The sequence below is a fragment of the Streptomyces cyaneochromogenes genome, assembly GCF_003963535.1.
Taxonomy (GTDB): domain Bacteria; phylum Actinomycetota; class Actinomycetes; order Streptomycetales; family Streptomycetaceae; genus Streptomyces; species Streptomyces shaanxiensis.
On sequence record NZ_CP034539.1, the window covers coordinates 7,529,330 to 7,552,250 of the forward strand.

Genomic DNA, 22,921 nt, shown 5'->3' on the forward strand with positions numbered 1-22,921 from the left:
CGGCCTCCGAGGAGGCCTAGAACGCCCCGGCCACCACCGCCACCGTCTTCGGCAGTGACACACCCGAGCCGTCGCGGCGCGGGTCCATGTCCGGGAGGTCCGCCGGGGTGCCGTTCTTCTGCGCGGCGCGTGCCGGTGCGGGGCCCGCCCAGGCCACGGACAGGCAGTCCTCGCCCTTCAGGAAGCGCTGGCAGCGGACGCCGCCGGTGGCGCGGCCCTTGCGCGGGTACTGGTCGAAGGGGGTCAGCTTGGCGGTCGTCTGGACGGAGTCGTCCAGCGTGCCGCGCGAGCCCGCGACCGTGAACACCACCGCGTCCGCCGCCGGGTCGACCGCGGTGAAGGAGATGACCTTCGCGCCCTCGGTGAGCTTGATGCCCGCCATACCGCCGGCGGCGCGGCCCTGCGGGCGGACCTGCGAGGCCTGGTAGCGCAGCAGCTGGGCGTCGTCGGTGATGAAGACCAGGTCCTCCTCGCCGGTGCGCAGCTCGACCGCGCCGACGATCCGGTCGCCCTCCTTGAGGGTGATCACCTCCAACTCCTCCTTGTTGGTCGGATAGTCGGGCACGACACGCTTGACGACGCCCTGCTCCGTGCCGAGCGCCAGGCCCGGGGAGGACTCGTCGAGCGTGGCCAGGCAGACCACCGTCTCGCCGTCGCTCAGGGAGAGGAACTCCGACAGCGGCGCGCCGCCCGAGAGGTTCGGTCTCGACGCCGTCTCCGGCAGCTGGGGCAGATCGATGACGTTGATGCGCAGCAGGCGGCCCGTGGACGTCACCGCGCCCACCTCGCCGCGAGCCGTGGCCGGCACGGCCGAGACGATCACGTCGTGCTTGGAGCGCTTCGCCTCGCCGTCCTCGGCGAACGGATCGCCGTTCGCCGTACGGGCCAGCAGACCCGTCGAGGACAGCAGCACCCGGCACGGGTCGTCCGCCACCTGGAGCGGTACGGCGGAGGCCGGGGCGCCCGCCGACTCCAGCAGGACCGTACGCCGCTCGGTGCCGAACTTCTTGGCCACCGCGGCCAGTTCGGCGGAGACCAGCTTGCGCAGCTCCGCGTCCGAGTCGAGGATCCGGGTCAGCTCGGCGATCTCCGCGTTGAGCCGCTCCTTCTCCGCCTCCAGCTCGATGCGGTCGTACTTGGTGAGACGGCGCAGCGGCGTGTCGAGGATGTACTGGGTCTGGATCTCGGACAGGGAGAAGCGCTCCATCAGGCGTTCCTTCGCCTGTGCGCTGTTCTCGCTGGAGCGGATCAGACGGATGACCTCGTCGATGTCCAGCAGCGCCGTGAGCAGGCCCTCGACCAGGTGCAGTCGGTCGCGGCGCTTGCTGCGGCGGAACTCGCTGCGGCGCCGTACGACCTCGAAGCGGTGGTCGAGGTAGACCTCCAGGAGCTCCTTGAGGCCGAGGGTGAGGGGCTGGCCGTCGACCAGTGCGACGTTGTTGATGCCGAAGGACTCCTCCATCGGCGTCAGCTTGTACAGCTGCTCCAGGACCGCTTCCGGCACGAAGCCGTTCTTGATCTCGATGACCAGGCGCAGGCCGTGCTCACGGTCGGTGAGGTCCTTGACGTCGGCGATGCCCTGGATCTTCTTCGAGCCGACGAGGTCCTTGATCTTGGCGATCACCTTCTCCGGGCCGACCGTGAAGGGCAGCTCGGTGACGACCAGGCCCTTGCGGCGGGCGGTCACGGTCTCGATCTCGACCGTGGCGCGGATCTTGAAGGTGCCGCGGCCCGTCTCGTACGCGTCCCGGATACCGGCGAGGCCGACGATCCGGCCGCCGGTGGGCAGGTCGGGGCCCGGGACGTGCTTCATCAGGGTGTCCAGATCCGCGCCCGGGTAGCGGATCAGGTGGCGGGCCGCCGAGATGACCTCGGCGAGGTTGTGCGGCGGCATGTTCGTGGCCATGCCGACGGCGATGCCGGACGCGCCGTTGACCAGCAGGTTCGGGAAGGCGGCGGGCAGCGCCACCGGCTCCCGCTCCTGGCCGTCGTAGTTGGGGGTGAAGTCGACCGTGTCCTCGTCGATCGACTCGGTCATCAGGCTCGTCGCCTGCGCCTGCCGGCACTCGGTGTACCGCATGGCGGCCGGCGGGTCGTCGTTGCCCAGCGAGCCGAAGTTGCCGTGACCGTCGACCAGCGGGACGCGCATCGAGAAGGGCTGGGCCATCCGCACCAGGGCGTCGTAGATCGACGCGTCGCCGTGCGGGTGCAACTTACCCATGACCTCGCCGACGACGCGCGCGCACTTCACATACCCGCGGTCGGGGCGCAGGCCCATCTCGTTCATCTGATAGACGATGCGACGATGCACCGGCTTGAGGCCGTCGCGAGCGTCCGGCAGGGCTCGGGAGTAGATGACCGAGTACGCGTACTCGAGGAAGGAGCCCTGCATCTCGTCGACGACGTCGATGTCGAGGATCTTCTCCTCGTACGAGTCGTCGGGCGGCGGGGTCTTCGTGCTGCGGCGGGCCATCGCTGCCGGCTCCTTGCTGAAGCGTTGACGGGATCTGACGCGGACCATTGTGGACCGAGGCACTGACAACCACCGACCAGGACCCGATGTTGGGCTCCGGCCCGGCGCGTGAGAAGTGTCCCCGACGCCCGGCCCCGTCTGCGAGCGGGGGGACTCATCGGACACCGACCGCCCCGGTCAAAGCGGTGCTTGCCACCGGAACGACCAAGCGTCCGACGGAGTTTCCCGGCGACCGGCGACCGGCGACCGGCGACCGGCGACCGGCGACCGGCGACCGGCGACCGGCGACCGGCGACCGGCGACCGGCGACCGGCGCACCCCTCGTTGGGACCGAGCACGGTCGGTGAGCGCCCCGCGAGCGCCGCCCCCTCCCGCGAGCGCCCCCGGCAGATGCTTCCCCCTGGCAGGTGCCGCCCCAGCCGCTCCCAGGCCGCCCGCAAGGACGCTCCGACCACGGCGGCAAGCTCGCGCCGCGAGACCGTTCACTCGCCGGAGTGATCGACGGGCAGCCGGGCGAGACAGCCGAAGGGACTCGGCGCCGCCGCACCCCCCTAGGGGCACCGGCAGGCCGTGTGCGACGAGGCACGCGCGCGTGCGAGGCGGCCGGCCCGGCACCCGGTGCCGACGCCGGAGGCGGCGTGGCGGGCGCGGGTCCCAGGGTGGCGGCGCCACTCGGCACGAGCGGTGACGGGACGGGGCGCAGGCCCAGCGGGTGAGAGCGGCGGACGCGTACCCAAGGGGTGAGAGCGACGGACGCAGGCCCAGCAGGCGAGAGCGATGGCCGCCCGCCGATCCGCGCGTCGAGGAGCGGGACAACGGACCGTCCCGCGGGGCGCCCCCGGCTCGTGACACCGCCCTGCACCCAGCCCCGCAGTCAAAGCGTTCTGACCGGGAACTTCGCCGACCCTTCGGACGCTGCATACAGTGGCAGGAACTTAAGCCGAACTGCTCGGCACAACGCAGTGCACGCGACCGGAAGGACACCTTGCCCATGGGTCACACGGCCACACCGGAGGCACAATCCGGCGGCCTCACCGCGACGGAGCACCGCCTGGCCAACGGCCTGCGCGTGGTGCTCTCCGAGGACCACCTCACGCCGGTCGCCGCCGTCTGCCTCTGGTACGACGTCGGCTCCCGCCACGAGGTCAAGGGCCGTACCGGACTCGCCCACCTCTTCGAGCACCTCATGTTCCAGGGTTCGAACAGCGTGAAGGGCACGGGCCACTTCGAGCTCGTCCAGGGCGCGGGCGGCTCGCCGAACGGCACCACCAGCTTCGAGCGCACCAACTACTTCGAGACCATGCCCGCCCACCAGCTGGAGCTCGCGCTGTGGCTGGAGGCCGACCGCATGGGCAGCCTCCTGGTGGCGCTCGACGAGGAGGGCCTGGAGAACCAGCGCGACGTCGTCAAGAACGAGCGCCGCCAGCGCTACGACAACGTCCCGTACGGCACCGCGTTCGAGAAGCTGACCGCCCTGTCGTACCCCGACGGACACCCGTACCACCACACGCCGATCGGCTCGATGGCCGACCTGGACGCGGCCAGCCTGGAGGACGCCCGCGCGTTCTTCCGGACGTACTACGCGCCCAACAACGCCGTCCTGTCCGTCGTCGGCGACATCGACCCCGAGCAGACGCTCGCCTGGGTCGAGAAGTACTTCGGCACCATCCCGGCCCACGACGGCAAGCCCGAGCCGCGCGACGGCTCGCTGCCCGAGATCATCGGCGAGCAGCTGCGCGAGGTCGTCGAGGAGAACGTCCCCGCGCGCGCGATGATGGCCGCCTACCGTCTGCCGCAGGACGGCACGCGCGAGTGCGACGCGGTCGACCTGGCGCTGACCGTCCTCGGCGGCGGTGAGTCCTCCCGCCTCTACAACAGGCTCGTACGGCGTGACCGTACGGCCGTGGCGGCCGGCTTCGGCCTGCTGCGCCTGGCCGGGGCGCCCTCCCTGGGCTGGCTGGACGTGAAGACCTCCGGCGACGTCGAGGTCCCCGTCATCGAGGCGGCCGTCGACGAGGAGCTCGCCCGCTTCGCGGCGGACGGCCCCACCGCCGAGGAGATGGAGCGCGCACAGGCCCAGCTGGAGCGCGAATGGCTGGACCGGCTCGGCACCGTCGCGGGCCGTGCCGACGAACTGTGCCGGTACGCCGTCCTGTTCGGCGACCCGCAGCTCGCGTTCACCGCCGTACAGCGCGTCCTCGACGTCACCGCCGAGGAGGTCCAGGCGGTCGCCAAGGCCCGCCTGCGCCCCGACAACCGCGCGGTGCTCGTGTACGAGCCGGTCGCCGGCGAGGCCGAGGACCTGGAAGCCGACGGGGCCGGACCCGCCGGGACCACCGACGAGAACGAGGAGTCGGCGCAGTGACCGAGCTCGCCAGCATGGAGTTCCACCCGCAGCCTCAGGCCGGCGAGGCCCGGCCCTGGGCGTTCCCGGCGCCCGAGCGCGGCAAGCTGGACAACGGCCTGACGGTCCTGCGCTGCCACCGCCCCGGCCAGCAGGTGGTAGCCGTCGAGGTGCTCCTGGACACGCCCCTGGACGCCGAGCCGAAGGGCCTCGACGGCATCGCCACGATCATGGCGCGCGCCTTCTCCGAGGGCACCGACAAGCACACCGCCGAGGAGTTCGCCGCCGAGCTGGAGCGCTGCGGCGCCACGCTCGACGCGTACGCCGACCACCCCGGTGTCCGCGTCAGCCTCGAGGTGCCCGTCTCCCGTCTGCCCAAGGCACTGGGCCTGCTCGCCGACGCCCTCAGGGCGCCCGCGTTCGACGACGCCGAGGTCGAGCGCCTGGTGCGCAACCGGCTCGACGAGATCCCGCACGAGATGGCCAACCCCTCGCGCCGAGCCGCCAAGGAGCTCTCCAAGGAGCTGTTCCCGGCGACCTCGCGCATGTCCCGTCCGCGCCAGGGCACCGAGGAGACGGTCGAGGGCATCGACTCCGCGGGCGTACGCGCCTTCTACGAGCGGCACGTCCGCCCCGCCACCTCCACCGTCGTGGTCGTCGGCGACCTCACCGGTGTGGACCTCGACGCCCTGCTCGGTGACACCCTCGGCGCCTGGACCGGCTCCTCGGCCGAGCCGCGGCCCGTCCCGCCGGTCACCGCGGACGACACCGGCCGTGTCGTCATCGTGGACCGCCCCGGCTCCGTCCAGACGCAGTTGCTGATCGGGCGGATCGGCGCCGACCGGCACGACCGCGTGTGGCCCGCGCAGGTGCTCGGCACCTACTGCCTCGGCGGCACCCTCACCTCCCGGCTGGACAAGGTCCTGCGCGAGGAGAAGGGCTACACCTACGGTGTGCGCGCGTTCGGGCAGGTCCTGCGCTCCGCCCCGGACGGCACGGGCGCGGCCATGCTGGCCATCAGCGGCTCCGTCGACACCCCGAACACCGGTCCCGCGCTGCAGGACCTCTGGACGGTGCTGCGGGGCGTCGCGGCCGAGGGCCTCACCGACGCCGAGCGGGACTTCGCCGTGCAGAACCTCGTCGGCGTCGCGCCACTGAAGTTCGAGACCGCCGCGTCCGTGGCGGGCACACTGGCCGACCAGGTCGAGCAGCACCTGCCCGACGACTACCAGGGCACGCTGTACCAGCAGCTCGCCGCCACCGGCACGGTCGAGGCCACCGCCGCGGCCGTGAGCGCCTTCCCGGCGGACCGCCTGGTGACGATCCTCGTCGGTGACGCGGCCGCGATCCGGGAGCCCGTCGAGGCCCTCGGCATCGGCGAAGTCACCGTGGTGGCAGCCGAGTAGGCGGCGTACCGGCAGGCGAGTAGACGGCGTGCCGGCAGGCGAGTAGGCGGCTGCGCCCGCCACGCGCGCGTAGGGGCCCTGGTGACGAAAGAGTCACCAGGGCCCCCTTATGCCCGAATTGGGGGAGAGGTTGCCTGTCTGGCCTGTGGGATGCGCTACAAAAGCCGGGATCCGTTTGGGGATTGAAAGACGTCCCGCTTAGCGTCTTCCGGGCTGTCCGTCAGGCAGTGCGCCGCGCCCGCGGCACCGGACAGTCATCGCCGAGTCCCCGCACGGCGCGAGCCAGGGGAGCCGGGGACCCGCCCTCCTGCCGCCGCTATCGCGGCTGGAGGGGCCCAGTAGTCCCTGGGGTGAATCGGACGCCCGCGCCATGGCGAGGGGCCCGTAGGAGACCTTCCTGCTCCGAACCCGTCAGCTAACCCGGTAGGCGAGAAGGAAGGAAAGGACCAGCCACTTCATGGCGTTCAGCTGCGCCACCGGGGCGAATCGTCCCACCGGGAAACACCGTCGTCCCAGCCGGATCGAGCGCTCCACCGCCCGTGCGGCCGGCGTCGCCGCCCTCACCGCCACCGGCGTCATAGGCACCCTGGCAGCCCCCGCGCTCGCCGCGGAACCCGCCGCCGAGCAGACCGGTCTCATCCCCGTGATCAGCGTCGACAACTCGATCGCCGACCAGATCGACGCCCAGGCAGCCGCTCAGGAGCGGGCAGCCAAGGAGGCCGCGGCCCTGAAGAAGGCCGCCCAGGAGGCCGCGCGCAAGAAGGCGGCCGAGAAGGCCGAGAGGGAGCGCGAGGCCAAGGAGCGCGCCGCCCGCGAGGCCGAGCGCAAGCGCCTGCTCTCCTACGTCTCCCCGATCACCGGCTCGTACGTCTCCACGGGCTACAAGACCGGCGGCGCCGTCTGGTCCTCCGGCAGCCACACGGGCGTCGACTTCCATGCCGCCAGCGGCACCTCCGTCCACGCGGTCGCCTCCGGCACCGTCGTGGAGGCCGGCTGGGGCGGGGCGTACGGCAACCAGGTCGTGATCAAGATGAACGACGGCACGTACACCCAGTACGGCCACCTGTCGTCCATCGGCGTCTCGGTGGGCCAGACGGTCACCCCGGGCCAGCAGATCGGCCTGTCCGGCGCCACCGGCAACGTCACCGGACCGCACCTGCACTTCGAGGCCCGCACGACGGCGGAGTACGGCTCCGACATCGACCCCGTCGCCTACCTCCGCTCGCACGGTGTGAATCTCTGACACCTGCCACGCACGCGTACGGCGCTCACCACCCCGTGATCGTCCGACGCCTTCCACGCACGCGTGCCGCGCTCGCCGCTGCCCCCGTGATCGTCTGACGACAGACAGTCCGCTCCCCGAAGCCCCGGTTCCCCCAGCCGGGGCTTTCGGCGTTTCGCACGACCCGCTGTCCAAAAAATATCCATGGATTCCGGCCCGCCGTCGGAAATTCCGGCCGGTTGCAATAGAGTCACTCAACACACGTCATTCGTCGACGTTTCACGGGGATTAAGGCGGAGGTCGGTCATGCGTATTCCGGCGCATTCGGTATGCACGGCGATCCGGGACGACATCGTCGCCGGTGTCTACGAGCGTGGCAGCCGGCTCACCGAGGAACTCCTCGCGCGCCGCTACGGCGTCTCCCGCGTCCCCGTCCGGGAGGCCCTGCGCACCCTGGAGGCGGAGGGCTTCGTGGTGACCCGGCGGCACGCGGGCGCGTGCGTCGCCGAACCGACCGAGCAGGAGGCCGCCGACCTGCTGGAGATGCGCACCCTCCTGGAGCCGCTCGGCGCCTCCCGGGCCGCCCAGCGGCGCACCGAGGCCCATCTCAAGGTGTTGCGCGGCCTGGTCAGGCTGGGCCAGGAGCGGGCCAGGCGGGGAAACAGCGAGGATCTGCGCTCCCTGGGTGGCTGGTTCCACGAGACGCTGGCCCAGGCCTCCGGCAGCCCCGCCCTGACCTCGATGCTGACCCAGCTGCGCCACAAGATCGCCTGGATGTACGCCGTGGAGTCGCCGGTCAACCCCGTGGAGTCCTGGACCGAGCACGGCGCGATCGTGGACGCGGTGGCGCGCGGCGACGGCGAACGCGCCCGCGCGATCACGGCGCTGCACACCGAGCGCTCGCTGTCCGTGCACCGGCTGCGGTTCGGCACCGGCGGTGACCGCGCGGAGCGTGTGAGGAATTCGCAACATCCCGTAAACATGCCGAGCCTGCGGCATTAACAAGGGCGCCGTATACAAAGAGGAGTAATTCGGTGGCGGGTAATTTCCGCTGCCCTTTTTCAGGTGCGCCGGTAATTCCTGTGGCTCCTGCCCGAAAACAGCGAAGCCGCGTCGGCCGGAAAGACCGACGCGGCTTCACCGCATGTCCGGAGATCCCTTCGGACGGTATTAGACCGTCTCGGGCAGCTCCTCGAGGCCCTCGGAGACCAGCTTCGCGAGGCGGTCGAGGGCGGCGTCCGCACCCTCGGCCTCGGAGGCGAGGACGATCTCCTCCCCGCCCTGGGCGCCCAGGCCCAGAACAGCCAGCATGGAGGCCGCGTTGACGGGGTTGCCGTCGGCCTTGGCGATCGTCACCGGGATACCTGCGGCCGTGGCGGCCCGGACGAAGATGGAAGCGGGGCGGGCGTGAAGACCCTCGGCCCAGCCGACGTTGACGCGGCGCTCAGCCATGTGATGCTGCCCTTCGGTGTTCAGGGTTGTCTAGACCAGTTTCCCACACCCGTGAAGCATGCCGGGAGGGACAAAACGTCCCTCCTCCGGTGACCGTCGGGTCGCGGCCTCGACCCGACATACGTCCTCCACAGACTGCCTCGCGCCGTTGTCGTACGCGAGCCGTACTCTGGGCCCCATGCAGAGCGCCTCGGACCGGCACGAGTACCCCGCCCACTGGGAAGCCGACGTGGTGCTGCGCGACGGCGGCACCGCGCGCATCCGCCCCATCACCGTTGATGACGCCGAGCGCCTGGTCAGCTTCTACGAGCAGGTGTCGGACGAGTCGAAGTACTACCGCTTCTTCGCGCCCTACCCGCGACTGTCCGCGAAGGACGTCCACCGCTTCACGCACCACGACTTTGTGGACCGGGTGGGACTCGCGGCCACGATCGGCGGCGAGTTCATCGCCACCGTACGCTACGACCGGATCGGAGCCGACGGAATGCCCGCGTCGGCACCCGCCGACGAGGCCGAGGTCGCCTTCCTGGTCCAGGACGCCCACCAGGGGCGCGGCGTCGCCTCCGCCCTGCTCGAACACATCGGCGCGGTCGCGCGCGAGCGTGACATCCGCCGCTTCGCCGCCGAGGTGCTGCCCGCCAACACCAAGATGATCAAGGTGTTCACGGACGCCGGATACACCCAGAAGCGCAGCTTCGAGGACGGCGTCGTGCGCCTGGAGTTCGACCTGGAGCCGACCGACCGCTCGCTCGCCGTGCAGTACGCGCGCGAGCAGCGTGCCGAGGCCCGTTCCGTGCGGCGGCTCCTGGTGCCCGGCTCCGTCGCCGTCATCGGCGCCGGCCGCACGCCCGGCGGGGTGGGCCGCGGCGTCCTGGGCAACATCAGGGACGCCGGGTTCACGGGGCGGCTGTACGCCGTGAACAGGGCGTTCGCGGAGGACCTCAAGGAGCTCGACGGAGTGCCCGCGCACCGCTCCGTGCGCGACATCGAGGAGCAGGTCGACCTCGCGGTGGTCGCCGTGCCCGCCGAGTACGTCCCCGAGGTGGTCGCCGAGTGCGGCGAGCACGGCGTGCAGGGGCTGGTCGTGCTCTCCGCCGGGTACGCCGAGAGCGGGCCCGACGGGCGCGAGCGGCAGCGCGAACTCGTACGGCACGCGCGCGCGTACGGCATGCGCATCATCGGGCCGAACGCCTTCGGGATCATCAACACCTCGGCCGACGTACGGCTGAACGCCTCCCTGGCACCCGAGATGCCCCGCCCCGGCCGGATCGGGTTGTTCGCGCAGTCCGGCGCGATCGGGATCGCCCTGCTGTCCCGGCTGCACCGGCGCGGCGGCGGTGTGACCGGGGACACGGGGGTGTCGACCTTCGTCTCGTCCGGTAACCGGGCCGACGTGTCCGGCAACGACGTCCTTCAGTACTGGTACGACGACCCGGACACCGACGTCGTCCTGATGTACCTGGAGTCCATCGGCAACCCGCGCAAGTTCACCCGCCTCGCCCGGCGTACGGCCGCGGCGAAGCCGCTGGTCGTGGTGCAGGGCGCGCGGCACGGTGGCGCGGCGCCGCAGGGGCACGCCGTCCGGGCCACGCGGCTGCCGCAGACCACGGTGTCCGCGCTGCTGCGGCAGGCCGGTGTGATCCGGGTGGACACGATCACCGAGCTGGTGGACGCGGGGCTGCTGCTCGCCCGCCAGCCGCTGCCGACCGGACCGAGGGTGGCGATCCTCGGCAACTCCGAGTCGCTGGGGCTGCTGACCTACGACGCGTGCCTCGCCGAGGGACTGCGGCCGCTGCCGCCACTGGACCTGACCACGGGGGCGTCGGCGGCGGACTTCCACGCGGCGTTGTCGCGCGCGCTCGCCGACGAGACGTGCGACGCGGTCGTCGTCACCGCGATACCGGCGATCGGCGATGCCACGACCGGGGACGCCGAGCTGGCGGAGGCCCTGAGGTCGGCGGCCGAGCGAGTGCCGGGAAAGCCGGTGCTGGTGGTGCACGTGGAACTCGGCGGGCTCGCGGAAGCGCTGTCGGCCGCGGCCAGCACCGCACCACAGCCGGGCACTACGGCCCCCGGCACCGCGTTCCGCCCCCACCCCTTCCGCCCCCTGGACTTCCCGGCCCAGGCACCGCCGGAGCAGTCGGACCCCTCCGAGACCACCTCACGCCTCATCCCCGCTTACCCCGCGGCCGAGCGCGCCGTCCGTGCCCTCGCCGAGGTCGTCAAGTACTCCCAGTGGCGCCGCGAGGCCGCCGACCCCGGCAAGGTGCCCGAGTACGAGGACATCGACGAGAAGGGCGCCGCCCAGCTGATCGACGGGCTGCTCGCGCGCGGGCAGGGACTCACGCTCGGCACGGACGAGACCTGCGACCTGCTCGGCAAGTACGGCATCCGGGTGCACCGCGCCCTGCACGCACCCACCCCCGACGCCGCGGCCGACGCCGCCCGCGCCCTCGGCTACCCCGTCGCCCTCAAGGCCACCGCCCCCCACCTGCGACACCGCGCCGACCTCGGCGGCGTACGGCTCGACCTCGCGGACGAGGAGCAACTGCGGCGGGCGTACGCCGAGTTGACCGCGCTGTTCGGCAAGCCGGAGGAACTGCGTCCGGTCGTGCAGGGTATGGCACCGCGCGGCGTAGACACCGTCGTACGGGCCGTGATCGACCCGGCGGCCGGGGCCGTGCTGTCCTTCGGGCTCGCCGGAGCGGCCTCGCAGCTGCTCGGGGACATGGCGCACCGGCTGATCCCGGTCACCGACCGCGAGGCGACCTCGATCGTCCGGTCGATCCGGACGGCGCCGCTCCTGTTCGGCTGGCGGGGCTCCGCTCCCGTGGACACACCTGCCCTGGAGGAACTGCTGCTGCGGGTGTCCCGCCTGGTCGACGACCACCCGGAGGTCGTCGCGGTCACCCTGGAACCGGTCGTCGTCGCCACCCACGGCCTGAGCGTGCTCGGCGCCTCCGTGCGGCTCGCGCCGCCGCCCGCCCGCGACGACCTCGGGCCGAGGACCCTCCCGACGTACTGAGACCGCCGTGAGCGGTGCCTCGCAGTCAGTGCTCCCCCGTAGGATGGGCGTCATGGCCAAGACCAGTACGACGACCCAGGGGCTGCGAGCGGCGATCGAGCGCAGCGGCTACTACCCGGCCCTCGTGGCCGAGGCGGTGGAGGCCGCCGTGGGCGGCGAGCCCATCCGGTCGTACCTGGTCCACCAGGAGACGACGTTCGACCAGAACGAGGTGCGGCGGCACGTGACCGTGCTCGTCCTCACCGGCAACCGCTTCATCGTCAGCCACACCGACGAGCAGGCCGCTGACAACACCTCCCCGACGCCGTACGCCACGACGTCCACGGAGTCCGTGAAACTCGGCCGGATCTCCTCGGTCGTGGTCAGCCGTGTCGTCGCCAACCCGGAGCAGTACGCCCCGGGCACGCTGCCCCGCGAGGTCGTGCTGACCATCGGCTGGGGCGCCGTCTCCCGCATCGACCTGGAGCCCGCCGCCTGCGGCGACCCCAACTGCGAGGCCGACCACGGCTACACGGGCAGCTCGACGGCGGACGACCTCAGCCTGCGCGTCAGCGAGGCCGGTGACGGCCCGGAGACGGTGCGCCAGGCGCTCGTCTTCGCGCAGTCGCTCTCCGAGGCGACCGCGGACGTCACTCGCTGAGATGATCCAGTCCACCGCCTGGGACTCCCACCCGGAACCTCTCGCCGTCGACTCCGCGCCTCCCCCCGAGTACGGCAGCGGCTCGCTCGCCGACCTGCTGCCCACCCTGGCCGCCGGCATGGCCGTACCGGGCATGACCGCCGCGATCCCCGAGCTCACCCCCGCCGACCGGAACTGCGTGTTCCTGATCGACGGCCTCGGCTGGGAGCAGCTCAGGGCGCACCCGGAGGAAGCCCCCTTCATGAGCTCGCTGCTCGGCAGCTCCCGCGGGGGCACCGGACGCCCGATCACCGCCGGCTACCCGGCGACCACCGCGACCTCCCTCGCCTCCGTCGGCACCGGCCTGCCGCCGGGCGCGCACGGCCTGCCCGGGTACACCGTGCGCAACCCGGAGACCGGCGCGCTCATGAACCAGCTGCGCTGGAACCCGTGGACGCCACCGCACGTCTGGCAGCCGTATCCCACCGTCTTCCAGCTGGCGCAGAAGGCGGGCGTGCACGCGGCCCAGGTGTCCTCGCCCACCTTCCAGAGCACCCCCCTCACCAAGGTCGCGCTCAGTGGAGGAACGTTCCACGGGCGGCTGACCGGCGAGGACCGCATGGACCTCGCGGCCGAGCAACTGGCCGCGGGCGACCGCTCCCTGGTCTACACGTACTACGCCGAACTGGACGGCGCCGGCCACCGCTACGGGGTCGACTCCGACACCTGGCGCGGCCAGCTCATGTACGTCGACCGCCTCGTCCAGCGTCTCGCCGAGCAACTCCCGCCGCGCAGCGCGCTCTACGTCACCGCCGACCACGGCATGATCGACGTGCCCTTCGACGAGCAGCACCGCATCGACTTCGACGAGGACTGGGAACTGCGCGCCGGCGTCGCCCTGCTGGGCGGCGAGGGCCGGGCGCGGCACGTGTACGCCGTGCCCGGCGCCGCGAGCGACGTCCTGACCTGCTGGCGCGAGGTCCTCGGCGAACAGTTCTGGGTGGCGTCGCGGGACGAGGCGATCGAGGCGGGCTGGTTCGGGCCGCGGATCGACGAGCGGGTGTACGACCGCCTCGGCGACGTGGTCGCGGCCGCTCGGGACGACGTCCTGATCATCGCCTCCGAGCGGGAGCCGAAGGAGTCGGCGATGGTCGGCAACCACGGCTCGATGACCCCCGCCGAGCAGTTCGTCCCCCTGCTCGAAGTACGCTCCTGAAGCCGTCCTCACCACCTCCCGCCCCCTCCGCTGCCGAAAGGTGCTCAACTCAACATGCCCGAGCTGGTGTTCTTCTCCGGAACGATGGACTGCGGGAAGTCGACGCTGGCTCTCCAGATCGAGCACAACCGTTCGGCGCGTGGGCTGCAGGGCATCATCTTCACGCGTGACGACCGCGCGGGCGAGGGCAAGCTGTCCTCGCGGCTCGGCCTGGTCACGGACGCGGTGGAGGTCGAGGACGGCATGGACCCGTACGCCTACGTCGTCGACCACCTCTCCCGGGGCGGCCGCGCGGACTACGTCATCGCCGACGAGGCCCAGTTCCTCGCGCCGCAGCAGATCGACCAACTCGCGCGTGTGGTCGACGACCTCGGCCTCGACGTCTACGCCTTCGGCATCACGACCGACTTCCGCACCAAGTTGTTCCCCGGCTCCCAGCGCCTGGTGGAACTCGCCGATCGCGTCGAGGTGCTCCAGGTCGAGGCCTTGTGCTGGTGCGGCGCCCGCGCGACGCACAACGCCCGCACGACAGGCGGTCAGATGGTCGTCGAGGGTGCCCAGGTGGTCGTCGGCGACGTCAACCAGGCCGACGCCGTCGGCTACGAGGTGCTGTGCCGCCGCCACCACCGCCGCCGTATGACCGCGGCCGCCGCACGGGCAGCGGCGTTGTCCCCCGACGTCCTGCCGGTGCAGCCGGCCTGAATCACGGCCCCGTTGTGCGCTCGGCTCCCGGGCGCCGTCAGGCGGCAGTGAGGTCAGAGCGTCAGCGCGGATTCTCGATGACGGAGAACCGCGCCCCCTCCGGGTCCGACACCGTCGCCACGCGGCCGTGGGCGCTGTCGTGGGCCGGTTTGAGGACGTGGCCGCCGAGGTCGGTGATCCGGGCCAGCGTCTCGTCCGCGTCGGCGACCTCGAAGTACGTCATCCAGTGCGGGCCCCGGTCGCGGGGCAGGGCGTTGCCGACGCCGTGGATGCCGGCGACCGGGCGGCCGTCGATGTGCAGGGTGACGTAGTCGAAGTCGGCGGAGACGACCGGCTCCTCCTCGTAGGCGAACACGGTCTCGTAGAACTTGGCGACGGTCACGGACTCGAAGGTCAGCAGCTCGTTCCAGGCCGGTGTGCCGGGCACACCGGTGACCGCCGTGCCCCGGTGGGCCGCCGCCTGCCACACGCCGAAGACGGCGCCGGAGGGGTCGGAGCAGATCGCCATCCGGCCGGCCTCGGCGGCGTCCAGGGGACCCACTCCGACCGTGCCGCCGCACAGCCGTACCGTGTCGGCGGTCAGGTCCGCGTCGTTCGAGGCGAGGTAGGGCGTCCAGGCGATGGGGAGGTGGCGGTCGGGCGGCAGCTGGCCGATGCCGGCCACCTCACGGCCGTCCAGCAGGGCCCGCACATAGGGGCCGAGTTGCTGGGGTCCGGGCTGGAACTCCCAGCCGAACAGCGCACCGTAGAACTCCTGGGTCGCGGCCAGCCCGTGCACCATCAGGCTCACCCAGCAGGGCGTGCCGGGCGCGTGCAGGGCGTGCGTGGCGCCGGTCGGGCCGGCCGACCCCCGTGCCTCGGTCATCGTCACTCTCTCCTCGGTCCCTCGCGGTGGCCGCGTCGCTTCCGCTGTCCGCACCCCGTGCCGATGCTCGCACCACCCGTGGCCGCGCGCGCTGCGGGCGCGCCGCGCACGACGGCCGGTGCCCGGAGGATGCCCGGTGTGCGATTTACCGCCCGTTTCCGTGCGATTGCCGACGGATGTCGATCGTCTGTACAGCATGTGCCCGGTCCCGTACGCCTCGTGATCGGGCCTGTCCGGCGGGCAGAGTATCCGGAGCGCGCCGACGCGGCCACCCCGTGCGCAAGGATGGGGGCATGAACGCCATCATCTCCGCATCCGAACTCGCGAGCGCGGCGGCGGGCGGGAACCCGCCGGTGCTGCTCGACATCCGCTGGCAACTGAGCATGCCGAAGGCCGATGAGCCCCCGTTCGACGGCCGTGCCGAGTACGAGGCGGGGCACATCCCCGGCGCGGTCTACGTCGACCTGGACCGGGAACTGGCCTCCGCGCCCGGCCCGCGCGGCCGCCACCCCTTGCCGGATCTGACCGATTTCGGCACGGCGATGCGGCGCGCGGGCGTGTCGTCCGGGACGCCGGTGGTCGTGTACGACGGCGGGCTGGGCTGGGCGGCGGCCCGGGCATGGTGGCTGCTGAGCTGGACCGGGCACCCGGATGTGCGGGTCCTCGACGGCGGACTGCCGGCCTGGGAGGGGCCACTGGAGACGTCCGTACCGACCCCGGCGGAGGGCGACTTCGAGCCGGCGCCGGGAGCGACGGCGCTGCTCGACGCCGACGGCGCCGCGGCGCTCGCCCGGTCGGGGGTGCTGCTGGACGCCCGTGCGGGGGAGCGGTACCGCGGCGAGGTCGAGCCGATCGACCCGGTCGGCGGCCATATCCCGGGCGCCGTGTCCGCACCCACGAACGACAACGTCGGCGCGGACGGCCGCTTCCTCCCCGTCGAGGAACTCCGGTCCCGCTTCAAGAAGGTGGGCGCCGCCGAGGGCGCGGAAGTCGGCGTGTACTGCGGCTCGGGCGTCTCCGCCGCGCACCAGGTGCTGGCCCTGGCGGTCGCGGGGATTCCGGCGGCGCTGTACGTCGGTTCCTGGTCGGAGTGGTCCTCGGACCCGTCCCGGCCGGTCGCCGTGGGGCCGGATCCGCAGTAGGGCCAGCAGGGCAGGGCCGGTCACGACCCTGAACGGCACGAGGGCCGCGTGGTCACCCACGCGGCCCTCGTCCTCGTACGGCCGCATCCGCAGCCGTACGACCGACTACTCCTGCTTCTTCCTCCGGGTCCCGAACACGATCTCGTCCCAGCTCGGGACGGCGGCCCGGCGGCCCGGGCGGACGCCGTCCGCTTCGGCCTGGCGGTCCGTGGCGCCGATGAGGCGGTCGCGGTGGCTGCCGACGGAGCGGGGCATGAGCACGTCCGCGTAGGCGGAACCTGCCGAGGCCGCGGGGGCGGGAGGTTCCTCCGCCTCCGGTTCGGCGGGGGGCTCCTCCACCTCCGGCTCCGGTGGGCGCTCCGGCACCACCAGGTCGCCACGGAAGCTGGGCACCGCCTCCAGCAGGCTGGTCAGCGAGTCCCGTTCCTCCGCGGTCTCCTCGGCCGGTTCGGAGGCCTGGGCGGGCAGGCTGGGCCGCGCGGTGTCCAGGGCACGGTCCATCGAACGCTCGCGCGGAAGTCGGGCGATACGCGGCACGAACGGGAAGCTGGGCTCCGGCGCGGCGAGGTCCTCGGACTCGCCGATCAGCGAGCGGGCCTCCTCGTCGACAGCCTGCACGAGCCGCCGGGGCGGGTCGTACGTCCAGCTCGCCGAGTGCGGTTCGCCCGCCACCATGTAGACCAGCAGCACTTCCCAGGTGCCGTCGTCGCGGCGCCACGAGTCCCACTGCACGGTGTCCTTGTCGGCGCCGCGCAGCAGCAGCCGCTCCTGGACGGCCTCGCCGAGCTGCGGACCGGCGGCGTTCTCGCCGGGTCGGCGGACGGGAGTCTTGCGGGCCCGTTCGGCCATGAACGCGCGCTCGGCGAGCACGGGGCCCTCGAAGCGCCGTACGCGGTCGACGGGGATGCCGGCGAGTTGGGCGACCTCTTCCGCGGTCGCACCAGCGCGTATACGCGCCTGGATGTCACGGGGGCGGAGATGGCTCTCCACCTCGATCTCGATCTGGCCGAGGCGCGGACGGTCGCCGCGCACGGCTGCGCGCAGGCGTTCGTCGATCGGAAGGGTGTACTCCGTTGCGTCGGCAGCCTTCAGCACCAGCCGTGTGCCGTCATTCGAGACGGCCACGACACGCAGTTCGGGCATGGGGACCTCCCGGGTGGTGCCTGCCGACGTCACGTGCGTCGCTGCTTCCGCTAGTCGAGTGTGGCCTGCCCGGGTGCAGCCTGCCACAACCTTGCCGAGTTGCCCGGCGTGTCGGGCACGGGCCCTGGATCGCCGTTATGGCACGGTTACCTATTCGCAACGCTAAGTGACCAACTCCGTCACCCTGTGCAACTAGCCCCCTCCCGGCGGTCCTTGAAGGCCACGGACGCCCAGGCGGGAGACCGGACCCAGGGCTCGCAACAGTACTCCATTTGGGCCACGTGCGTGGATTGGCACGCCGCCCAACTTCTGGCAAGGACCGTGACTCGGCCGTCCGTTGGGCGGTTATCCGATCTTCTGCGTGGCGCACTTCACGCAATCCGCAGAAACGGAACTTATGGTTTCGTGCGTACGTTCCCTTGCCGCGCGGTTGCCCGAACGGCTGGATCGCGCCGGTCGAGCGCTACGCCCCCAACACCCTCCGCAGGTAGTCGTTCTGGAACCGGCGGTCGGGATCGAGCCGGTCCCGCAGCGCCGTGAACTCGCCGAAACGCGGGTACACCTGGGCGAAGTACTCGGCGTCCCGCGTGTGCACCTTGCCCCAGTGCGGTCGCCCCTCGTGCGCGGTGAAGATCCGCTCGGCAGCGGTGAAGTACCGCTGATGCGGGGTCCCCTTGACCATGTGGACGGCGATGTACGCGCTGTCGCGGCCGGACGCGGTGGACAGCGTGATGTCGTCGGCCGGGGCGGTGCGCACCTCGATGGGGAAGCTGACCCTGAGGCCGGAGCGGTCGACCATGGCCCTGAGCTCGCGCAGCGTCTCGACGACGGCCGCGCGCGGGACGGCGTACTCCATCTCCACGAAGCGCACCCGGCGCGGCGATGTGAAGACCTTGTACGGGATGTCGGTGTAGGTCCGCGAGGACAGGGCCTTGCTGGAGATCTGGGCGATCGCCGGGATCGCGCCGGGCACCGCGCGGCCGACCCACTGGGCCACCTGGAAGACGCCGTTGGAGAGGAACTCGTCCTCGATCCAGCCCTGGAGCTGCGGCACCGGCTTCTCGGGGCCGGCGCTGCGGTTGTTGCGCTTGGTGTTGGTGCTTCCTGTGTGCGGGAACCAGTAGAACTCGAAGTGCTCGTTCTCGGCCCAGAGTTCGTCGAACTCGGCCAGGACCTTGTCCAAGGGCATCGGCTCCTCGCGCGCGGTGAGCAGGAAGACGGGCTCCACGGCGAAGGTGATCGCGGTGACGATGCCGAGTGCGCCGAGACCGATCCGGGCGGCCGCGAAGACCTCCGGGTTCTCCTTCTCGGAGCAGGTCAGCACCGAGCCGTCGGCGGTGACCAGCTCCAGTGCCTTGATCTGGGCGGCGATCGAGCCGGAGTCACGGCCGGTGCCGTGCGTGCCGGTGCTGGTGGCGCCGGAGACCGTCTGCTCCATGATGTCGCCCATGTTCGTGAGCGACAGGCCCTCGCGCGCCAGGGCCATGTTGAGCCGCTTGAGCGGAGTGCCGGCCTCGACCGTGACGGTCATGGCGTCCCGGTCGATGTTGCGGATACCGGTCAACAGTTGAGGGCGGATCAACACGCCGTCGGTGGCGGCTATGGACGTGAAGGAATGCCCGCTTCCGACCGCCTTCACCTTCAGGCCGTCCTCGGCGGCCCGGCGTATCGCCGCCGACAGCTCCTCGACGGAGGCCGGAGCGACCTCCCGCGCGGGACGGGCGGCGACATTGCCGCCCCAGTTACGCCACGTGCCGTTCTTCCCGCTCGCTGTGCTGCTCAACGGTGCCTCCCCGACGCGGAGCCGGCCTGCTGAGCCGGCGGTACCCCAGGAAACCGACCGCGACCGCGGCGGCCCCGGACACCGCCGGAACCCCGTACCCGGCCTTCGCACCGGCCGCGTCGATCACCCAGCCGGCCCCGGAGGAGCCGAGCGCCACCCCGACCGCGAGCCCGGTGCTCACCCAGGTCATGCCCTCGGTCAGTTGCGCGCGTGGTACGTGCTCTTCGATCAGGGACATGGTGGTGATCATCGTGGGAGCGACGGCCATGCCCGCAACGAACAGCGCCACGGCCAGAAACGGCAAGTTTCCGACCAGTAGGAGGGGGATCATACTCACGGCCATCGCGCATATGCCCAGCAGCCAACGGCGTTCCGGCGCCCCCTTGAAGCGCAGCAGCCCGAACACGGCGCCCGCCGCGCAGGAGCCGGCGGCGTACAGGGCGAGGACCACGCTCGCGGCGCCCTTGTGACCCCGCTCGTCGGCGAAGGCCACGGTGACCACGTCGACCGACCCGAAGATCGCTCCGGTCGCCACGAAGGTGGCCACCAGGACCTGCAGTCCGGGGGCGCGCAGGGCCGAGCTGCCGCCGTGGCGCTCGCGCGGATGCGGCGTGGGTTCGGTGGCCCGCTGTGCGGTCAGCCAGAAGACGCCGACGGCGAGGAAGCAGCCGGCGAGCAGCGGCCCGGCCTCCGGGAACCACGCCGTGGACAGGCCGATGGAGATGATCGGCCCGAAGATGAAGCACACCTCGTCCACCACGGACTCCAGCGAGTACGCCGTGTGCAGCTGAGGCGTCCCCCGGTACAGCGCGGCCCAGCGGGCGCGGATCATCGCCCCGACGCTGGGCACGCAGCCGATGCCGGCGCAGGCCACGAACAGCACCCAGTCCGGCCACCCGTAGTGCGCGGCGAACAGCAGCACGGCCCCCGCCGCGAGCGAGATCAGCGTCGCCGGACGGAGCACCCGCCGTTGCCCGTGCTGGTCGACCAGCCGCGAGACCTGCGGGCCCGCCACCGCCGCGGCGAGCGCGATGGTGGCCGACAGGGCACCGGCCAGGCCGTAGCGCCCGGTCAGCTGCGAAACCATCGTCACCACGCCGATGCCCATCATCGACAGCGGCATCCGGCCGAGGAAGCCCGCGGCGGAGAAGGCCCTGGTGCCAGGGGCGTCGAACAGGGCGCGGTAGGGGCTGGGCACGGGGGACTCCGGTCAGGCGGAAGCAGCGGGGCTGCTGCGACTCAGGCAGGGCAGGGCGGATCAGGGTCGGATCAAAGGCGGATCAGGGGTGGAGCAGGGGCAACTCGGGGCAGCGCAAGGGCAATTCAAGGGGCGACTCAGTAAGGCGCGTGGACGGCCGATACAGCTTACGAGTTAGGTGACCCTAACGCACCTGTCCGGATGAACCGGGAACCCGGGTGGTCACCCCGCCGTTTCTTGGCTGTCAGTACCGGATGACAGGATCGACCCATGCCAGACGCGCGCCAAGCCACCCCCTACGACGCCCTGCTCCTCCTCTCCTTCGGAGGTCCCGAGGGCCCGGACGACGTGATCCCGTTCCTGGAGAACGTCACCCGTGGGCGGGGCATCCCCAAGGAACGCCTGAAGGAAGTCGGCGAGCACTACTTCCTGTTCGGTGGGGTCAGCCCCATCAACGACCAGAACCGAGCCCTGCTGGACGCCCTGCGCAAGGACTTCGCCGAGCACGGCCTGGATCTGCCGATCTACTGGGGCAACCGCAACTGGGCGCCGTACCTGACGGACACCCTGCGCGAGATGGTCGCCGACGGCCGCCGCCGCATCCTCGTCCTCGCCACCAGCGCCTACGCCTCCTACTCGGGCTGCCGCCAGTACCGCGAGAACCTCGCCGACTCGCTCGCGGCCCTGGAGGCCGAAGGCGTCGAACTCCCCAAGATCGACAAGCTGCGGCACTACTTCAACCACCCGGGCTTCCTGGAGCCGATGATCGACGGCGTGCTCGAGTCCCTCGCCGACCTGCCCGAGGACGTCCGCGGCGGCGCCCACATCGCCTTCTCGACCCACTCGATCCCGAACGCCTCCGCGGACACCTCCGGCCCCGTCGAGGACCACGGCGAGGGCGGCGCCTATGTCGAGCAGCATCTGGAGGTCTCCCGGCTGATCGCAGAGGCCGTCCGTGAGCGCACGGGCGTCGACCACCCCTGGCAGCTCGTCTACCAGTCCCGCTCCGGTGCCCCGCACATCCCGTGGCTGGAGCCCGACATCTGCGACCACCTCGAGGAGCGGCACGAGTCCGGAGCACCGGCCGTCGTCATCGCGCCCATCGGCTTCGTCTCCGACCACATGGAGGTCCTCTACGACCTCGACACCGAGGCCAAGGCCAAGGCCGCGGAGCTGGGCCTGCCGATGCGCCGCTCGGCCACCGTCGGCGACGACCCGCGGTTCGCCGCCGCGATCCGTGACCTCGTCCTGGAGCGTGCCGCGGTGGAGCGCTCGGAGGAGGTCACGCCGTGCGTCCTCGGCGCGCTCGGCGCCAGCCACAACCTGTGCCCGGTGGGCTGCTGCCCGGCCCGCGCGCCCAGGCCCGCCGCCGCGGGCGCCGACAGCCCCTACGCATGAGGAGCCCTGTGACCGACGCCCTGCACACGGAACTGCTCACCCTGGCCCAGGAGGCCGCCCGGCGCGCCGGCGAGCTGCTGCGCGACGGGCGCCCGGCCGACCTCGCCGTCGCCGCGACCAAGTCCAGCCCGATCGATGTCGTCACGGAGATGGACATCGCGGCCGAGAAGCTGATCACCGACCTGATCTCCGAGCAGCGCCCGGACGACGGCTTCCTCGGCGAGGAGGGCGCCTCCACCGAGGGCACGAGCGGCGTCCGCTGGGTGATCGACCCGCTCGACGGCACGGTCAACTACCTCTACGGGCTGCCGACCTGGTCCGTCTCCATCGCCGCCGAGCAGGACGGCGAGACGGTGGTCGGCGTCGTCGCGGCCCCCATGCGGGGCGAGACCTACCACTCGGTCCGGGGCGAGGGTGCCTGGGCGACCGGCCCCTGGGACGGCGAGCGCAGGCTCACCTGCCGCCCCACGGCCCCGCTCGACCAGGCCCTGGTCTCGACCGGCTTCAACTACGTCACCGAGGTGCGCACCCACCAGGCCGAGGTCGCCCGGAAGCTCATCCCGCTGCTGCGCGACATCCGACGGGGCGGCTCGGCCGCCATCGACCTGTGCGACCTCGCGGCGGGCCGGCTCGACGGCTACTTCGAGCGGGGTCTCAACGCCTGGGACATGGCGGCGGGGGACCTGATCGCTCGGGAAGCGGGCGCCCTCACGGGTGGACGGCCCGGAGAGCGCCCGTCCGGCGACCTGGCGGTCGCGGCCACCCCGGGCGTCTTCGAGCCCCTCCAGCAGCTGCTGGAGGACTTCGGCGCCTGGCACGACTGACCGGGTGTCGAGCAGACCGCCGCACGGCCAACAGCACGTGAACGCGGTCGTACGACAACGCGGCGGGCCCCCGGGCGCTGGATTCGCCGGGGGCCCGCCGTCGTGCGTA

Annotated in this window: 17 protein-coding genes and 1 riboswitch; of the genes, 11 read left to right on the forward strand and 6 right to left on the reverse strand. The window is 71.9% G+C overall.

What is annotated here, in order from left to right; translation table 11 throughout:
- Positions 1-16: 16 nt before the first annotated feature.
- Positions 17-2,473 (reverse strand): DNA gyrase/topoisomerase IV subunit A, encoded by a 2,457-nt coding sequence (locus EJ357_RS34370; RefSeq protein ID WP_126395584.1) that lies wholly within the window; start codon positions 2,471-2,473, stop codon positions 17-19.
- 991 nt (positions 2,474-3,464) lie between these two features.
- Between EJ357_RS34370 and EJ357_RS34380 the strand changes: the two genes are divergently transcribed.
- The 4 genes from EJ357_RS34380 (at position 3,465) to EJ357_RS34395 (ending at position 8,447) form a co-directional block, all read left to right on the forward strand.
- Positions 3,465-4,838, forward strand: a complete 1,374-nt coding sequence (locus tag EJ357_RS34380) for a M16 family metallopeptidase (RefSeq protein ID WP_126395585.1) — start codon at positions 3,465-3,467, stop codon at positions 4,836-4,838.
- Positions 4,835-6,223 carry a M16 family metallopeptidase gene (locus tag EJ357_RS34385; protein ID WP_126395586.1) on the forward strand — a complete coding sequence of 463 codons (1,389 nt, stop codon included), beginning with the start codon at positions 4,835-4,837 and terminating at the stop codon, positions 6,221-6,223. The genes EJ357_RS34380 and EJ357_RS34385 overlap by 4 nt, the downstream gene beginning before the upstream one ends.
- A 248-nt stretch (positions 6,224-6,471) precedes the next feature.
- Positions 6,472-6,667, forward strand: a riboswitch (cyclic di-AMP (ydaO/yuaA leader).
- A 13-nt stretch (positions 6,668-6,680) separates the two neighbouring features.
- Positions 6,681-7,466, forward strand: a complete 786-nt coding sequence (locus tag EJ357_RS34390) for a M23 family metallopeptidase (RefSeq protein WP_126395587.1) — start codon at positions 6,681-6,683, stop codon at positions 7,464-7,466.
- 285 nt (positions 7,467-7,751) lie between these two features.
- On the forward strand, positions 7,752-8,447 hold the full coding sequence (locus EJ357_RS34395; RefSeq protein ID WP_126395588.1) for a GntR family transcriptional regulator: 696 nt from the start codon (positions 7,752-7,754) through the stop codon (positions 8,445-8,447).
- A 168-nt stretch (positions 8,448-8,615) separates the two neighbouring features.
- Here the strand turns inward: EJ357_RS34395 and EJ357_RS34400 are convergent, their stop codons facing one another.
- The gene (locus tag EJ357_RS34400; RefSeq protein WP_126395589.1) at positions 8,616-8,897 is read right to left on the reverse strand and encodes an HPr family phosphocarrier protein; all 282 of its coding nucleotides are present in this window, start codon (positions 8,895-8,897) and stop codon (positions 8,616-8,618) included.
- 178 nt (positions 8,898-9,075) lie between these two features.
- Between EJ357_RS34400 and EJ357_RS34410 the strand changes: the two genes are divergently transcribed.
- The 4 genes from EJ357_RS34410 to EJ357_RS34425 are packed head-to-tail and all read left to right on the forward strand — an operon-like array spanning position 9,076 to position 14,459.
- On the forward strand, positions 9,076-11,922 hold the full coding sequence (locus tag EJ357_RS34410; protein ID WP_126395590.1) for a bifunctional acetate--CoA ligase family protein/GNAT family N-acetyltransferase: 2,847 nt from the start codon (positions 9,076-9,078) through the stop codon (positions 11,920-11,922).
- A gap of 52 nt (positions 11,923-11,974) precedes the next feature.
- Positions 11,975-12,562 carry a DUF5998 family protein gene (locus EJ357_RS34415; protein WP_126395591.1) on the forward strand — a complete coding sequence of 196 codons (588 nt, stop codon included), beginning with the start codon at positions 11,975-11,977 and terminating at the stop codon, positions 12,560-12,562.
- Between the two features lies 1 nt (position 12,563).
- Positions 12,564-13,757, forward strand: a complete 1,194-nt coding sequence (locus EJ357_RS34420) for an alkaline phosphatase family protein (RefSeq protein ID WP_126395592.1) — start codon at positions 12,564-12,566, stop codon at positions 13,755-13,757.
- Between the two features lie 54 nt (positions 13,758-13,811).
- Positions 13,812-14,459: a thymidine kinase gene (locus EJ357_RS34425; protein ID WP_126395593.1), complete on the forward strand. Its 648-nt coding sequence runs from the start codon at positions 13,812-13,814 to the stop codon at positions 14,457-14,459.
- A gap of 61 nt (positions 14,460-14,520) precedes the next feature.
- Here EJ357_RS34425 and EJ357_RS34430 read toward each other — a convergent pair whose 3' ends face one another.
- The gene (locus EJ357_RS34430) at positions 14,521-15,324 is read right to left on the reverse strand and encodes a VOC family protein (protein WP_126395594.1); all 804 of its coding nucleotides are present in this window, start codon (positions 15,322-15,324) and stop codon (positions 14,521-14,523) included.
- Positions 15,325-15,617: 293 nt separating this feature from the next.
- On the opposite strand from EJ357_RS34430, the gene EJ357_RS34435 reads away from it, so the two are divergent.
- Positions 15,618-16,466 (forward strand): sulfurtransferase, encoded by an 849-nt coding sequence (locus tag EJ357_RS34435; RefSeq protein WP_126395595.1) that lies wholly within the window; start codon positions 15,618-15,620, stop codon positions 16,464-16,466.
- A 105-nt stretch (positions 16,467-16,571) separates the two neighbouring features.
- On the opposite strand, the gene sepH is transcribed toward EJ357_RS34435, so the two are convergent.
- From sepH to EJ357_RS34450, 3 genes are all read right to left on the reverse strand, one after another.
- Positions 16,572-17,609: a septation protein SepH gene (gene sepH / locus EJ357_RS34440; protein ID WP_126395596.1), complete on the reverse strand. Its 1,038-nt coding sequence runs from the start codon at positions 17,607-17,609 to the stop codon at positions 16,572-16,574.
- Positions 17,610-18,072: 463 nt separating this feature from the next.
- Entirely contained in the window at positions 18,073-19,392 is a 1,320-nt protein-coding gene (locus tag EJ357_RS34445; protein ID WP_126395597.1) for a D-arabinono-1,4-lactone oxidase, read from the reverse strand.
- Positions 19,352-20,590 carry an MFS transporter gene (locus EJ357_RS34450; RefSeq protein WP_126395598.1) on the reverse strand — a complete coding sequence of 413 codons (1,239 nt, stop codon included), beginning with the start codon at positions 20,588-20,590 and terminating at the stop codon, positions 19,352-19,354. The genes EJ357_RS34445 and EJ357_RS34450 overlap by 41 nt, the downstream gene beginning before the upstream one ends.
- Before the next feature lie 270 nt (positions 20,591-20,860).
- Between EJ357_RS34450 and EJ357_RS34455 the strand changes: the two genes are divergently transcribed.
- A complete protein-coding gene (locus EJ357_RS34455) occupies positions 20,861-21,988 on the forward strand; it encodes a ferrochelatase (protein ID WP_126395599.1) in 1,128 nt (375 codons plus the stop codon).
- An 8-nt stretch (positions 21,989-21,996) separates the two neighbouring features.
- Positions 21,997-22,812, forward strand: a complete 816-nt coding sequence (locus tag EJ357_RS34460) for an inositol monophosphatase family protein (protein ID WP_126395600.1) — start codon at positions 21,997-21,999, stop codon at positions 22,810-22,812.
- Positions 22,813-22,921 lie beyond the last annotated feature (109 nt).